Here is a 15430-nt window from a genome sequence, read left to right as displayed (position 1 = left end):
AAATCCTCTGCCGCACCTGCGAAAAATGATCAGGTTGATGAAACGTGTGGCGGAGTATCGCCCGACGGGCGGGTCCATGTACAACCCTTACAAGAAGCCGCGGATCATTCTTCACCTTTCGGCAAGAATACACCGACATCCCAAGACGACCACAACGGGACGGACGCCCCAAATTTCTTAAAAAATGCGCATTCCGGTCACACCCTAAATCTCAAATGAGGACTGAAATACGGTCCAGAACCCATCCCATCGAACAGGTGCCCAAAAAACGCGCGCGCACAAGTAGACGGCATCAATAGTGGCGCGCTGTGCAGACTGTCCGCGCTCAGTAAACAATCTCGGATCGGCCTACCACCGCCACCGGGCCCGATTCGCATAGAAGACGGCGCTACCGAGCCAGCGCCTTGGCAGCCCATATCGCGCTGCCCACCACCACGCCCCAGAACGCGCCGCTGACAGCAAACAGTTCCATCCCGCTTGCCACAATCAGAAACGTCAGCGCCGGCGCCTCAAGCTGGCTCTGTTCGCCAAACGCGGCCGATGCCGACGCAACAAAGGCCGGGATCAGCGCCAAACCAGCCACGGCCGTGATCAACGCGACAGGCGCCAGACTGGCCAGCGTCGCAACCACCGCCGCCGCCAACGCCAGCAGCAGATAGGCGACACCCGACGTGATCGCCGCCCAGTAGCGGTTGGCCGGGTCGCGCCCCGCATCTTCGCCCGCCATCATCGCCGCCGTGATGGCCGACATGTTCACCGGCACCGCGCCAAATGCGGAAATCACCAGGCTCACAATCCCGGTTTTGCGGATCAGCGGGCGGCGCTCCACCGCGTAGCCATTCAATTCCAGCACAGCGAAGCCCGGAATGTTCTGCCCCGCCATCGTCACCAGAAACAGCGGCAAGGCGATCGAAACCATCGAAGACAGGGTAAAGACGGGCGTAACCGGTGCAAAGTCCGGCAACCACGGCATCTCGGGATCAACCCCACTGCCCGACATGTCGACGCCCAGTGCCATGACCACGCCAAAGGCCAGCACCGCCAAGGGCATCGCCGCCAGCCGGTTCCACATCAGACCACCCAGCCAAGCCACCATCACCGGCAACACCAGGAGCGGGATCGAACCCAGCGCCAGCGCCGGGGCAAGGCACAGGTTAAACAGGACACCCGCCAGCAGCGCATTCGCAATCGGCTTGGGGATGGCGGCCACGACGCGGCCGAGCGCTGGCACAAGGCCAGTCAAAAGGATCAGCACGGCACAGCCGATCATGGCGCCCACAGCTTCCGCAAACCCGCCCGGCAAAGCCGCCGTCGCGGCAAGGAAGGCGGCCCCCGGCGTCGACCACGCCACCGCGGCGGGCATACGGGTGCTTGCGGCGAGCCAAATGCTCCCCCACCCCATCCCCAGCGTAGCAAAAAACAATCCCGTGGCCGCCTGCGCCTCCGTCGCGCCCATCGACGTCAACCCGGCCAACACGATGGCAAAAGACGCGGAATAGCCGACAAAGGCTGCCAGCAAACCCATGTAAATGGCAGAGGGAGAGATCTGGCGGATCATGGGCATTACCTGTCGTCAGTCAGTCGTCCGACTGTTTTACAGACCCGCCATCCAAGCGCCAGCACCGAAGGACAGCACATGTTTTCCAAACAACAAAACGGGCAAATGAAATGTCGCCCGTTCTCGGGCAGCAGCATGCGTTTTCGGTGGTTAATTTTCCGCTATCACAGCGTCCGTTCGCCAAACCCTTGGACGCGAATGGCTTTCACAGAAGGGTAAAAACCCGGTCACCCGCGCGAACAGGCTGTCCCCGCGGGGACAAAACCCGCTGCCGCCGCATCAATCGCTCAATCGAACAGAGAAAACCCCGTAGGGTGCGCATTCACTGCGCACCTTCCGGCACCAACTCGCCCGCCAAAGCCGCCTCGATCAACGCAATGGTCTCCGCCACGCCATAAAGCGCAATGAACCCACCAAACCGCGGCCCTTGGCTCGCGCCCAGCAGCACCTCGTAAAGCGCGGTAAACCACCCCCGCAGCGGATCAAACCGCTCACGCCCGACGGCATAAACCACGGATTGCAAAGCCTCGTCTTCGACCGGCCCGTCATAGGTCTGAAGCTCGCCCTTCAGAACCTCCAGCGCCTCACGCTCGGCGTCCGTAGGAAGGCGATACACCTTCGCCGGTTTCACGAAATCATTGTAGTACCGCACCGCGTGCCCCACGGCCTTGTCCATGCCCGGATGCGTCTCGGGCCCGGTCTCCGGCGCGTACCGACGGATGAACCCCCACAGCTTGTCCTTGTCCTCCGCCTGACTGACCGAGGCGAGGTTCAGAAGCATGGCAAAGGGCACGACCATATCGCTCTCCGGCACATCGCCGGAGTGAATATGCCAGACCGGGTTTGTCGCCTTGCCCTTGTCGTCCTGCCCCGGATAGGCGCGCAGTTGCTGGTGGTACTCGTCCACCGCCTTGGGGATGACGTCAAAGAACATCCGCTTCGCCGTCTTGGGCTTTTGGTACATGAAATAGGACAGCGACTCCGTGCTGGCATAGGTCAGCCACTCGTCGATGCTGACGCCGTTGCCCGATGACTTCGAAATCTTTTGCCCCTGATCATCCAAGAACAGCTCGTAACTGAAGTGGTTCGGCGGCTGCGCCCCAAGCGTCCGGCAGATCGCGTCATAGATCTTTTCGTTGGTGGCGTGTTCCTTGCCATACATCTCAAAGTCCACGCCAAGCGCCGCCCAGCGCGCACCAAAGTCAGGTTTCCACTGCAGCTTCACATTGCCGCCCGTGACGGGCAGCGTCATCTCGCTGCCATCCGGATCGTCGAAGGTGACGGTGCCATTTGCCGCATCGACGTGCTTCATCGGCACGTAAAGAACCCGGCCAGTCTCGGGATGAATGGGCAGGAAGATCGAGTAGGTCTGCTGGCGTTCCTCTCGCAGCGACTTCAGCATGATCTTCATCAGATCGTCGTACTTCTCCGCACAGCGCAGCAGGATCTCGTCAAACTGGCCCGACCGGTAGAACTCGCGCGCCGAATAGAATTCGTAGCCGAACCCGAAAGTATCGAGGAAGCGGCGCAGCATCGCATTGTTATGATGACCGAAACTCTCATGTGTCTCGAACGGATCGGGCACGGATGTCAGCGGCATTTGCAGGTATTCCTGCAACCGCTCTGGGTTCGGGACGTTGCCCGGCACCTTACGCATCCCATCAAGGTCGTCGGAAAAACAGATCAGCTTCGTCGGGATATCTGAAATCGCCTCGAACGCGCGGCGCACCATCGTGGTGCGGGCCACTTCGCCAAAGGTGCCGATATGGGGAAGACCCGAGGGACCATAGCCCGTCTCGAACAGCACGTATCCCTTCTCCGGCGGCGCCTTTTCATAGCGTTTGAGCAGGCGGCGCGCTTCCTCAAAGGGCCAGGCCTTGCTGCTCATCGCGGCGTCACGGAAACTCGACATGCTTTTGATCCCATGTGGTGGGACGTGCCCGATGCACGGCCTTGTGACATGTCCTCGCAGGGACAATCCCGGCGGTACCTATTGCGGGCCGCCTTTGCCGTCAATATTGAGGGGGACAAGCACCGAATAAGGATACCGGACAATGGCCGACACGACCCTTTCCATGACCGCACAGGACGCGCTGGTCGCGATGATGATCGCCGTATCCGCGTCGGACGAAGACATCCGCACCGCCGAGCTGGTCAAGATCAACTCGGCCGTGAACAACCTGCCCGTCTTTGCGGGCTACGATCTCGACCGGCTGAACAGGATGGCGCAGATGGTGTTTGACCTCTTCGAACAGGAAGACGGGCTCGACGCCCTCTTTGGGCTGGTCCGCGAAGCACTACCGGACCGGCTGTTCGAGACGGCCTATGCGCTGGCCTGCGACGTCGCGGCTGCGGACGGGACGCTCGAGGAAGCCGAGCTGCGGCTGCTGGAAGAAATCCGGTATGAGCTGAACATCGACCGGCTGCACGCCGCAGCCATCGAGCGCGGCGCGCGAGCGCGGCATTTGACGCTTTAACGCGTTCTGATCGGCTCCAATTGCGAGCGTACGCATACGTATGTTGCGTGCGTTGCTGTGTAGACGGCTCTCAACTATGGCGCGCCAACGTGCGTGAGGGCCAGCATTTCACTGTAAAATCTCAAAATCGGACCAGAATGCAACTTTCAGTTGCTACACGTCTTGCGTGTGCATACGGTGTCGTAGGGCAGAAATACATAAAAACATCTGCCCCACAACATGACACCAAAAGAGGTACGATCAGGGACCATGACCTATACTGGCACACCACTCACACCCCCAACCACCTTCGACAACGCCAAGAGCGTGGACTATGCGTCAAACGCGGTCGAGTATTCCCGCGACGCGACGGTATATGACAATTTCATCATGCGCACGAACTATGGCGATGCCACGCTGGCGCAGGGCCTGAACAACGTCTACGGCAACATCTACGACAACGAGGCCGGGCTGCCGGACAACCTGCAATCGGTGGTACAGACCTATCTGCAGCCTGTGTGGTGGACGACCAGCGCCGCGACCAAATTCACCTACGGCAAGACACAAACCGTCTCGACCACCGAGGAGACATCGCTGACGATCACCGGGACAATCAAGGGCACCATCAAGAAGGCCGTGTCCGTCGAGGTCGAGACGGCCTACGAGATGAAGAATATCCTTAACACGACGGATGAGGTCGACATTGAAATGGAGTTCAGCGACCAGAACGGCGACGAGCGTTTCTATGTCGCCTGGCTGCAGTATTTCCGCTTTGCCGTCTGCGCCAACGGCGCGTCGACCCCATTTCAATTCAATGGCGGTGTGAAGGACAACGCCCCCTGGTTCACCCATCGCAGATCGGGTGGCAACCGGCAGGTCACGTTCAATGTTATTCCCGGCAGCGATGGTTGGGTCAACATGCCGGGCATGAACATGGCCTATGCCGTCTACGACCTGCAGGGCAACATCATCCAGCACGCGACCTGATCGCGCGAACCTTCGGACGCGGCTAGGCGCCCTTGCAAAGCCGCGCCCGCGTATCATGTTCAGGATTTCGACAGCAACGCGCAACGTGCGCATCTCGGGATCCTGAACCCAATGACCGACGACACAATCAGCACGGACGCGGCCACCCTGGACGAAGGCGACGCTTTGCTGGGTCCAATCCTTTTTCTGGACGACGCACACGACGGACAGCTGCATCTGAGCGCGCTTGTCTTTGTGCGCGGCACCGACACGCCCGAGCCGCTGGTGTGCGTAGATGGGCATTACCCTTTCACCGAAATTGCCGCGGACGCAGACGGGCGCGTGCTGCGCGCAAGGTTTGACGGCCCAGTGTCAGAGCCAATCACTTATGAAGCCCTGGGCCAAAGCCACACAATCCGCACCGGGTATGACGGTGATCTGAACATCGCCTTTGCCTCATGCAACGGCGAAGAAAACGGCGATCTGGATCGCGACCCGGACGAGCGCAACGCCATGTGGGCGCGCCTGCGGGACGATCATCGGGCTAACCCGTTCCACCTGATCCTGCATGGTGGCGACCAGATCTATGCAGATGAAGTGACACTGGGCCATCCGCTGAGTGAGGACTGGCCGGACTCGGTTCCGAAAGACCCCGAGCGTGCCCATCTGCGCGACCTGCGCGCGCATCTGCGGCGGGGATTTTTCGAACGCTACATAGCGTTCTTCGAAAGCTGCCCGGCCTTTATGGAACTGGCGGCAAGTGTCCCGGCGCTGTGCCAGTGGGACGACCATGATATCTGCGATGGCTGGGGCTCTCTCCCCCGCTCACGCACCTATTCGCCCGTGGGCCAAACGCTCTACGAGGTCGCGCGCGAGGTCACGCTGATCTTCCAGCATGGCTGTACCCTCGATGACATGCCAGGCCGGTTTTATGACAAGACGGGCCTGAGCCTTGGCTGGTGGGTCGATCTGCCTGACCTGCGGATCGTTGCCCCCGACCTGCGCGGCGAGCGGACGCGACGGCAGGTGATGGGCGATGTAGGCTGGTCGATGATGGACGCCTTTGCCGCCTTGCCACCCACCGCTCACATCCTGTTCGTATCGTCTGTGCCGCTGCTGGGGCCACGTCTGTCCGTCCTTGAGGCGGCCATGGTCGTCACGCCCAAGATGCAGGAATACGAGGACGATTTGCGCGACCAGTGGCAAAGCCGCGCCCATCGCAAGGAATGGCGGCGGATGCTGCAGCTCCTGACCGACATCGCGACCGACACGGGCGCGCGGATCACCGCCGTGTCCGGAGAAATCCATCTGGCCGCCCGCGCGACCATGCCGCTGGGTGATCATTGCACGCTGCACCAGCTGATTGCCTCAGGCGTGGCGCACCGACCGCCACCCCTGGCCTGGGCCAAGGTGCTGGGCTCACTCGCCGCCCTGGGGGAGGACCCGTTGGAGGGGGCGCCCATCACCATCCGTCGCCTGCCCGGTCAAGCCGGGCGCTATGTGGCCGAGCGCAATACGCTGGTCATCTCGCGGACGGGCACCGACTGGCACGCGGTCTGGGATCTTGAGGTCAGCGGCAAGACCGAACCGCTGGCGTTGGCCGGGGCCTGACGCCTGCAATTTGGGCGCATACGCGCCGTCGCGTCGATGTCAGGGCATGTGAGCGCAAAACCCTTTGCACGACTCAATCAAGTTTCCTATACGAAACCCAGTCGCAGAGGCCGACATGGGAGAGCGCGGGACAGCCCCGCCGCCGAAGGAGCAACGCCCCGGAAACTCTCAGGCACCAGAACCGTGCCGGTCGCGCCCAACCTGACGCATGTCAGGACGGTAAATGTGACGATCTGGAGAGTGGTCGGACCTCATGGCATCCGGCCCACCGAAGGAGAAAGCGGCCCGCCCGGCACCTGACAAGGTGCTTGCCGTCAAGCTCTCAGGTCTCGCGACAGATGGGGATGTGGGTCGGCGCGGTGCCGTGCCTGCATCCGTGCCATCGCCGTGAGCCTGGGAGGACCCCCAAATGACCCATATTGCCGTGATCGGCGCCGGAATAACCGGGATCACCACAGCCTATGCGCTGGCCCGCCGGGGCTACGCCGTCAGTGTCTTTGACCGCAACCGCTATGCCGCGATGGAGACGTCCTTTGCCAATGGCGGGCAGTTGTCGGCCTCGAATGCCGAGGTGTGGACGCGCTGGGGCACGATCTTCAAAGGGTTGAAATGGATGATGAAATCCGACGCCCCGCTGCTCGTGAACCCGACGCCAAGCTGGCACAAGCTGAGCTGGATGGCCGAGTTCATGGGCAACATCCCCGATTACGAGCGCAACACGGTGGAAACCGCACGGCTGGCCATCGCGGCGCGAGAACACCTTTTGGAGTTCGCGCGCGAGGTGGGGGCCGATTTCGACATGGAGCAGCGGGGCATCCTGCACGTCTACCGCAAGCCATCCGAGTTCGATCATGCGCGACGGGTGAATGACCTGCTGGAGAAGGCGGGGTTGGAACGGCGCGAGGTGTCAGCGGCCGAAGTGCAACGGCTGGAACCCGCGCTACAGGCCGAGACGCTGGGCGGGTTTTATACAGAGAGTGACTTTACAGGCGACATCCACCGTTACACCCGCGCGCTCAGCGATGCGTGCGAGAAAATGGGCGTTTCGTTTCACTACAAGAGCAAGGTGACCGAGGTGACCCATAGTGGCGCAGGCGTCCGTCTGACGTGGGACGACGCCGGTGCGGTTCAGACCGAAGGGTTCGACGGCATCGTGGTCTGCGCCGGGGTCGGCAGCCGCGCCATCGCGGCCGAGCTGGGCGACCGGGTGAACATCTATCCAGTCAAAGGATACTCGATCACCGTGAACCTCGATGACGTGGAGAGCCAGGCGGCAGCCCCCTGGGTCAGCCTGCTCGATGATGAGGCCAAGATCGTGACCTCGCGCCTGGGCCGCAAGCGGTTCCGCATCGCCGGGACGGCAGAGTTCAACGGCTACAACCTCGACATCCGCAACGACCGCATCCGCCCCCTGCGGGAGTGGTGCGAGATGTTCTTTCCGGATGTGTCGACCGAGCACTGCGTGCCGTGGGCGGGGCTGCGCCCCATGCTGCCGTCGATGATGCCGAAGGTGGGGCCGGGAAAGACGCCGGGGGTCTACTACAACACCGGGCACGGGCATCTGGGCTGGACCCTGTCAGCAGCGACTGCACAGGCGACGGCTGACATCATTGATGCGGGTCGGATGAAGAACGCAGCATAGTCGGAGGGGCGGATCAGGATCCGCCTTACGACTACTTCCGAGATGCGCACCAATCGTAAGGCGGACGTGTCGTCCGCCTAGCTGCCGTAGACAGCGCCCCAGCGTTCAATCAGCTTTTGCTGCATGATCTTGGCGCGCCGGTTCCAACTGCGAGCGCCTTGCGGGCGTTCGCGGTTGGCGCGACTGATGCCCGCGCGCGTTGCCTCGTCTGCCGCGAAAATGGCAAAGGCCATCTCGGTGCCATCCCGCGCTGTCATGTATCCTGCCAGCCCCGAGACAAAGTTCAGAGTGCCGGTCTTGGCGTGCACGTCAATGGGATGGTTGCTGATCGCGCGGCGTTGCGCGTCGAGCATGGGTATGGGTTTCAGGATCGGGCGCAGCACGTTGTTCTGGCGGGCGCGCACCAACGCCAGCACCATATCGTCGGCCGTCATCTTGCTGGCATCCCCAAGGCCCGAATGATCAACCAACCGCATGCTCGACGTGCCGAGAGCCGTCTTGGACCAGCGGTTCATCTCGGTCGCGGAGGCGCGCAGGCTGGCAGGTTTTCCGCTGCGTTTCACAGTCGCGGCCATGCCCACCATCTCGGCCGTGATGTTGGTGGAAAAGCGCAGCATATCGCGCAAGATCGTGCGCAGATCACCGCTTTGATGTGAGGCCAGCGTGGTGCCCTGTGGTGCGCGCGTCACGACCTGCGGGTTCTTCAGAACGATGCCCTGCGACCGCGCCAGTGTCTGGAACACGTCCCCGGCGTAAAGCGCAGGCTTTCGCACCGGCAACCAGCGGGCACCGCCATTGCCCAGCGCGCCGCGCGCCACCGTCCAATTGTCGGTGCGCCCGCCATCCGCATAGGTGTAGACCGGCGCGCGTCGTTCGGTCACAGCCATGCGCGCCATGGCCACATCCGGGCGGTAGCGGTCCGACCGCGCGTCCATCGACACGGCATATTGCGACCCCTGCCGTCTCCATTCGAAATGCACCCGGTTGAAGTTCAGCGCGATGCCCGACAGTGCGGGGCTGTAGCCCACGTGATCGGGCTGGCCCTTGTCGATGGTGGGCACCTGCGGAAACATGCCGTCCGCGACCTTGAAATCTCCGCGCACCTCGCGAATGCCCTGGCCTTTCAGCGCTGCGGCAAGGGACGCGAGCGCATTGGTATCAAGTGTTGGGTCACCGCCGCCCACCAGAACCAGATCACCCTGCACAACCCCGCCCGACACGCCGCCCGTCGCCACAACACGTGTCGTGAACCGGTGCGTCGCACCCAAAACGGACAGGGCATAAAGCGCCGTGATTGCCTTGGCCACAGATGCGGGTGGCGTGCCGATCTTCGCGTTCTCGCCTTCGAGCTTGGCGCCCGTCCGGGCGTCGGCGACAGCATAGCAGACGCGACCGCCCAGCCGTGCCTCGGCGATAATGGCCTGCGGATCGGCAACGGCCTTCTTGAAATGATCGCCGCCGCGCGCGTTGGGGCGCAGCGACGCGGTTGGTGGGGCGGCAAGAGCGGTTGTGGCCGTTGTAGAGGCCAGGGCAGCTAAAAAATGACGTCTCGAAAATCTCGGCAACATGCCGGCATGTAAGCGCAGCTTTGCCCGTCAAACAAGCAGGTTTGGATCACAAATCCGAAGACGTGGCCCAACCGCCCCGCGCCCGGATCGCACTCGACGATTGCGCTGTCATCGCGACATTCACAAAACACCAGGCCGGTGCATCCGAGCGACCCAAAAGCTGGCTGGCGCGCGCCGAAATCCGGTGGTGACGATAAAGCCTGGCTGCGGGGCTCATCCGGGCCGAAATGCGGTCGCCGGGGCGGGCCAGCACTCCCACGGGCGCGTTTTCCATGATCCACGTCCAATCCTGCCAGCGGTGGAACTGGGCCAGATTGTCGGCGCCCATCAGCCAGACGAAACGCACACCCGGATACCGGGCCTGCAGGGCTGCGATGGTCTGGGCGGTGTAGCGGGTGCCAAGCCGCGCCTCGATGTCCGTCACGGTGACGCGCGGGTGCTGCATGACCTGCCGCGCCCGCACCATGCGGCGCGCCAACGGCGCAGGCCCCTTGGCCTTGAGCGGGTTGCCCGGCGACACCAGCCACCAAACGCGGGTCAAACCAAACCGTTTCATCGCCTCGCATGTGATATGCGCATGCCCGTCATGAGCCGGATCAAACGACCCGCCCAAAAGGCCTATGATCTGGCCCGGTCTGGCCATTGGAAATGGGGCGTGGGTCACGTGATGGTCCAAAGGGTTGAAACCGCGTGAACGGACGCCAAAGCGCGCGTGTTGTCAATCAATCGGTCGCACCTGATCGCCAAGTGCGGTGCTGCCGGGGGTCAGCACCTCTGCGCACCAGCCGCCGTGGCCGCGCATAGCGGCGTATCCTCCGTGGCCCAAAAGCCGCTCCATCAGGCTGCACGGCGCGCAGATGGTGGTGATGCGCACAATGGCCGTGCCCACCTGTACCTCGCGCCCTTTGAGACCGTTCAGGTTCAGCCCCTGCACCAGGATGTTGCGCCGGAAGATCGAGGGATCGAGGGTGTCGCGGCCGAGGCATGCCGCGATGACCGGCACATGTTCGGCCTGCATCAGCGTGACGGCGCGCTTGCCAGCGCGGCCCCGGTCGCCATCCACCCCGCTTTCGGTGATGTCGGCCTGCTCCAAAACCCGGATGTCCGCCATACGCGCGGGTCGCGCGCCGATCCAGTCCACGCGACCGGGTTGCGCCCAGCGCGCCATCATTGCGTGCAGCTCGCTCATCTCTCTTCGCGGCGGGCGGTGCGGGCTTCGACACTGATCAGGTCCGGCAACCGCTCAAGCGGGTAGTTCGGGTGCAAGACCCACACCCCGCTCTCGTCCTGATCCAGCGGGCGCAAGGTGCCACCCGGAAAGGCGCGCGTGCGCAGGGCCAGCACCACGTCCGACAGCACGGCCGGATTGTCCCGGAAATAGGCGTGGCCAAAGCCCCCGCGCACATCCTCGACCCGGATGAAATGGACAAGTCCCTCCTTGCGCAAGAGCTCAAGTTCGCCATCCTCGAAATCCTCGTTCCGCAGGGCACCAAGGCGTGTGGAGCGTGTGAGCAGCGCCGACACCCGCAGCGCGGCGTCGCGGGGATTGATGTAGAGGTTGATCTGCTCGAAGGATTCCGAAAACCTCTCGGCCTGCAGCCGCTGCCGGACGATGCCGACATCCAGATCCGGGGCCGCCATGATCAGCGTGCCGGTCTTCAGCATCAGCTTGGGGTGGATACCCGCGCCGCGCGCCTCGATCATCAGCTCCCGCAGGGCGGTTGTGACCACATCTGTGCCCCGCGAATGCGCGATGATGTCGATGCTGTCGACCTCGGGCATGGCGGCCAGCATGCGCAGAAATTCCTTGGTGTGGTGGACCGAAAACACACCCGCGTCCCGGTCGCGGAAATAGCCCAGCGGGCCAAACCCGTTGCCCGCAGGCCAGGTGAACGAAATCGGGACGGATTCGCGCCCGGCAAAGTGCCACATGTTGGCCAGTGTCGTCAGGCTGTCCTCGAATTCGCTGTTAAAGCCGTGGACATAGATCAGAAGACTGCGGTTGCCGGTTTGCCGGATCTCATTGGCGATCACCTCCTGAAAGCGGGCGGCCTGCGCGTTGTAGATATCCAGCGCATCCTGCAGATGCGTGAGACGCCCGACATCGCGGGCATAGGGCAGCGGCGTTGTCTCGAACCGCACGACCTCTTCGAATTCGGGGACCCACAGGCTCGACACCCGTTGGTCGGAATCCGCGCGCGTGCGCTCCAGCAGCTCTTCCCAGCCCAGATCGCGCCCAAATTTGACCGTCGCCGCCCCAAACGCCATCGAATCCGACCGGCTTGCGCCATAGCTCTGCCCGTTGGGGGCGCGGTCGGTCATGTAGAAGATCTTGGGCTCCGCCGTGCGCCAGACTTCGGGCACAAGGTCGTCGGGATAATTCTCACCAGTGCGGTAGAGGTTCGGGGGCGGTGCAAGGTTGATACCGACCGCACAACCGCCAAGGATGAAGCAGGCCGCAAACAGGATAAACCGCCGCATGTCGGGCACTTCCATCAGTTTCGCTGCCTTCCGCTAGCACGTTTCGGGCCACTTCACCAAATGACATATCGCGGGCGGGCGGTGCATTGCCCTTTGCCCCGCCGAGCGCTAGACGAAACGGCGTAATCTGATCCGGGAGAATGCCATGGCGGCCTATCAATATGTCTATCACATGTCGGGTGTGTCCAAGACCTATCCCGGCGGCAAGAAGTGCTTTGAGAACATCCACCTGAATTTCTTGCCCGGCGTGAAGATCGGCGTTGTGGGCGTGAACGGTGCCGGTAAGTCCACGCTGATGAAGATCATGGCGGGGATGGACAAGGATTTCACCGGGGAGGCCTGGGCGGCTGAGGGTGCGAAGGTCGGCTATCTGCCGCAGGAGCCGCAGTTGGACCCCGCGCTGAGCGTGCGCGAGAACGTGATGCTCGGTGTGGCGGAGAAGAAGGGTATTCTGGACCGCTACAACGAGCTGGCCATGAACTATTCCGACGAGACGGCGGATGAGATGGCTGCGCTTCAGGACCAAATTGATGCAGAGAACCTGTGGGATCTGGATTCGCAGATTGATGTCAGCATGGAGGCGCTGCGCTGCCCGCCCGATGATGCGGATGTGACGACTTTGTCAGGAGGTGAGGCGCGCCGCGTTGCGCTGTGCAAGCTGCTCTTGGAAGCGCCTGACATGCTGCTGCTCGATGAGCCGACCAACCACCTCGATGCCGAGACCATCGCTTGGTTGCAACAGCACTTGATTGACTACAAGGGCACGATCCTGATCGTGACTCACGACCGGTACTTCCTCGATGACATCACCGGGTGGATTCTGGAACTCGACCGTGGTCGTGGCATTCCCTACGAGGGCAACTACTCCGCCTGGCTGGAGCAGAAGGCCAAGCGGCTGGAGCAGGAAGCGCGCGAGGACAAGAGCCGCCAGAAGACGCTGGAGCGCGAACTGGAATGGATGCGGCAGGGCGCGAAGGCGCGGCAGGCCAAGTCCAAGGCCCGGATCAACGCCTATAACGAGATGGCCGAGCAATCCGAGCGCGAGAAGCTGACGCGCGCACAGATCGTCATTCCGAACGGGCAGCGGCTCGGGTCCAAGGTGATCGACGTGGCCGGGCTGACGAAGGCAATGGGGGACAAGTTGCTGGTCGAGGGGCTCGACTTCTCCCTGCCGCCCGGCGCGATTGTCGGCGTCATCGGCCCCAACGGCGCGGGCAAGTCGACGCTGTTCAAAATGCTGACCGGGCAGGAAACGCCCGATGCCGGGACCATCGAACTCGGTGACACGGTGCAACTGTCCTATGTCGACCAGTCGCGCGACGATCTGGCCGATGGGGACACGGTGTGGGAAGCGATCAGCGGCGGGGCCGAGGTGATCGAGCTGGGCGACGCGCAGGTGAACTCCCGCGCCTATTGCTCGTCCTTCAACTTCAAGGGCGGCGACCAGCAAAAGAAGGTGTCGCTGCTATCAGGCGGTGAGCGCAACCGCGTCCACATGGCGCGGCTGTTGAAAGAGGGCGGCAACGTGCTGCTGCTCGACGAGCCGACCAACGATCTGGACGTGGAGACGCTGCGGGCGCTGGAAGACGCTTTGGTGGATTTCGCCGGCTGCGCGGTCGTGATCTCGCACGACCGGTTCTTCCTCGACCGGATCTGCACGCATATCCTTGCGTTCGAAGGCGACGCGCATGTGGAGTGGTTCGAGGGGAATTTCGAGGACTACGAGGAAGACAAGAAGCGTAGACTGGGGCCGGATGCCCTTGAACCCAAAAGGCTCAAGCACAAGAAATTCGTTCGCTGAACGAATTTCTTGTGCAGGCTTTTGGGTTCAAGGCGTGCGCGAAAGAGTTTTTGCGTAGCAAATGCGCGTAGCGGCACTCCGTTGGGTATAGCTTACATGTAAGACAGTCGACGGCGAGCTACGAGTAACACCTCTCAAAAATATGCAAGCTAGCGTATTGCATAGCGACCAGTTCAATCTCACTGAAACAGAAAAGAGCACCCGAAGGTGCTCTTAATGATTACCCGAACTAACGATAACCCGTGTATCCGGCGCAGTTCGAGGGGCTCTGTTGATTTGTATGTGGACACAAAATGTGCCGAGGTCAAGGAATTATGTAGGCAATAAGTTGCCAAGGTGTTACCGCTACGATCTCAGCGCTACAGATAGTGGAGTCAAAGATGGACCGCACAGAATATCGAGTTCACGTGTTTGCGGACTTTTGGAACTACACGCTTAGCGCGCAGGAAAAACAACAAAAGTTTTCGACGGATTGGAAACGATTCCCCAAGATACTCACACGTGAGGCTGGCGCACTAATTGATCCCAGTGCGCTGGTGGTCTACGCGGGCATGAATGTGTACGGCTCATACAATGCAAACACAGAGAACCGCCTGAAGAACTGGGCAACTAGCGTTCTTGATACTTTCCCCGGAGTAAACGCTCAGTTCAAACCTAGGACAAAGAAAAAAGGCTATCCTTCTTGCCCAAAGTGCCACACTAGCGTTGAAAAATGCGCATCTTGTTCGTCTGACATGCGAGGGACAGAAGAAAAGGGTGTTGATACGAGGCTTGCTACAGACTTGGTGAGCTTAGCTTGGGAGGATGCCTACGATGTGGCTGTTTTGGTGACCTCAGACCAAGACTTTGTTCCAGCTGCCGAAATTCTCCAAAACAAAGGTAAGAAGGTAATTCACGCTGCGTTCCCTCCGCACGGATGGCACCTAAAACAGAAGTGTTGGGGCTCCATTGATTTAGGCAAGTTCATGAAAGAATTCGAGTTCAAAAAAATGAAGTGAGCCGCGGACGGACTGGCTCACCACATCGCGTCTCTACAACAAATAAGCCCAAACCAGCACCACCGGCAGGCCAAACGCAAACGCGATCATAAACAGCTTCGCCGCATGGCTGATCTTGCCAAAAAGCCCATCCCCAATCGATCCTTCGCCGTAATTCATAGCCGCCGACATCACGACATAGCCGCTCTTCTCTCGCGCCACCTTCTCGCGGTTGATCGAGGCCATCGCAGCCTGGTACCGCGCGTCCATGCGCTGTTGCTCATCGAGGTTCGGTTGCAAATTTTCCATACGTGTCATGTGGTGCGCACTCCCTTGCTCGGCAACTACATGGGTCAAAACCCGCGCACGT

General features: G+C 61.5%; 13 protein-coding genes and 2 riboswitches. Of the genes, 6 read left to right on the top strand and 7 right to left on the bottom strand.

Features of this window, described 5'->3' with window-relative positions; all coding sequences use genetic code 11:
• Positions 1–388: 388 nt before the first annotated feature.
• Entirely contained in the window at positions 389–1564 is a 1176-nt protein-coding gene (locus FD715_RS07055) for a benzoate/H(+) symporter BenE family transporter (RefSeq protein ID WP_223274761.1), read from the bottom strand.
• 316 nt (positions 1565–1880) lie between these two features.
• On the bottom strand, positions 1881–3470 hold the full coding sequence (locus FD715_RS07050; RefSeq protein WP_147107284.1) for a lysine--tRNA ligase: 1590 nt from the start codon (positions 3468–3470) through the stop codon (positions 1881–1883).
• A gap of 142 nt (positions 3471–3612) precedes the next feature.
• Between FD715_RS07050 and FD715_RS07045 the strand changes: the two genes are divergently transcribed.
• The 4 genes from FD715_RS07045 to FD715_RS07030 all read left to right on the top strand — a co-directional run bounded on the left by FD715_RS07045 (position 3613) and on the right by FD715_RS07030 (position 8233).
• Positions 3613–4035 (top strand): tellurite resistance TerB family protein, encoded by a 423-nt coding sequence (locus tag FD715_RS07045; RefSeq protein WP_147107281.1) that lies wholly within the window; start codon positions 3613–3615, stop codon positions 4033–4035.
• Between the two features lie 249 nt (positions 4036–4284).
• Positions 4285–5001 (top strand): hypothetical protein, encoded by a 717-nt coding sequence (locus FD715_RS07040; RefSeq protein WP_147107278.1) that lies wholly within the window; start codon positions 4285–4287, stop codon positions 4999–5001.
• Positions 5002–5112: 111 nt separating this feature from the next.
• On the top strand, positions 5113–6591 hold the full coding sequence (locus FD715_RS07035; protein WP_147107275.1) for an alkaline phosphatase D family protein: 1479 nt from the start codon (positions 5113–5115) through the stop codon (positions 6589–6591).
• A gap of 106 nt (positions 6592–6697) precedes the next feature.
• Positions 6698–6785, top strand: a riboswitch (glycine riboswitch).
• Positions 6786–6814: 29 nt separating this feature from the next.
• Positions 6815–6939: riboswitch (glycine riboswitch) on the top strand.
• 61 nt (positions 6940–7000) lie between these two features.
• Entirely contained in the window at positions 7001–8233 is a 1233-nt protein-coding gene (locus tag FD715_RS07030) for a D-amino acid dehydrogenase (RefSeq protein ID WP_147107272.1), read from the top strand.
• A gap of 77 nt (positions 8234–8310) precedes the next feature.
• Here FD715_RS07030 and dacB read toward each other — a convergent pair whose 3' ends face one another.
• The 4 genes from dacB to FD715_RS07010 all read right to left on the bottom strand — a co-directional run bounded on the left by dacB (position 8311) and on the right by FD715_RS07010 (position 12297).
• Positions 8311–9801 carry a D-alanyl-D-alanine carboxypeptidase/D-alanyl-D-alanine-endopeptidase gene (dacB, locus tag FD715_RS07025; protein ID WP_147107269.1) on the bottom strand — a complete coding sequence of 497 codons (1491 nt, stop codon included), beginning with the start codon at positions 9799–9801 and terminating at the stop codon, positions 8311–8313.
• 46 nt (positions 9802–9847) lie between these two features.
• Positions 9848–10444, bottom strand: coding sequence for a nicotinate-nucleotide adenylyltransferase (locus tag FD715_RS07020; protein ID WP_147107267.1), 597 nt, complete (start codon positions 10442–10444; stop codon positions 9848–9850).
• A 75-nt stretch (positions 10445–10519) separates the two neighbouring features.
• A complete protein-coding gene (locus FD715_RS07015) occupies positions 10520–10990 on the bottom strand; it encodes an MOSC domain-containing protein (protein WP_147107264.1) in 471 nt (156 codons plus the stop codon).
• Positions 10987–12297, bottom strand: a complete 1311-nt coding sequence (locus FD715_RS07010; RefSeq protein WP_147107262.1) for an alpha/beta hydrolase — start codon at positions 12295–12297, stop codon at positions 10987–10989. Before FD715_RS07010 ends, FD715_RS07015 begins: the two co-directional genes overlap by 4 nt.
• Before the next feature lie 130 nt (positions 12298–12427).
• Here FD715_RS07010 and ettA point away from each other — a divergent pair, with 130 nt between their 5' ends.
• Positions 12428–14083 carry an energy-dependent translational throttle protein EttA gene (gene ettA, locus FD715_RS07005; RefSeq protein ID WP_147107259.1) on the top strand — a complete coding sequence of 552 codons (1656 nt, stop codon included), beginning with the start codon at positions 12428–12430 and terminating at the stop codon, positions 14081–14083.
• Between the two features lie 380 nt (positions 14084–14463).
• The gene (locus FD715_RS07000; protein ID WP_147107256.1) at positions 14464–15081 is read left to right on the top strand and encodes an NYN domain-containing protein; all 618 of its coding nucleotides are present in this window, start codon (positions 14464–14466) and stop codon (positions 15079–15081) included.
• Positions 15082–15114: 33 nt separating this feature from the next.
• Here FD715_RS07000 and FD715_RS06995 read toward each other — a convergent pair whose 3' ends face one another.
• Positions 15115–15417, bottom strand: a complete 303-nt coding sequence (locus FD715_RS06995; RefSeq protein WP_223274760.1) for a hypothetical protein — start codon at positions 15415–15417, stop codon at positions 15115–15117.
• Between the last annotated feature and the right edge of the window lie 13 nt (positions 15418–15430).

The sequence above is a fragment of the Tateyamaria sp. syn59 genome (assembly GCF_007995245.1).
GTDB lineage: Bacteria > Pseudomonadota > Alphaproteobacteria > Rhodobacterales > Rhodobacteraceae > Tateyamaria.
Note: the sequence above shows the minus strand (reverse complement) of the source record. Positions and strands in the feature narration are given on the sequence as shown.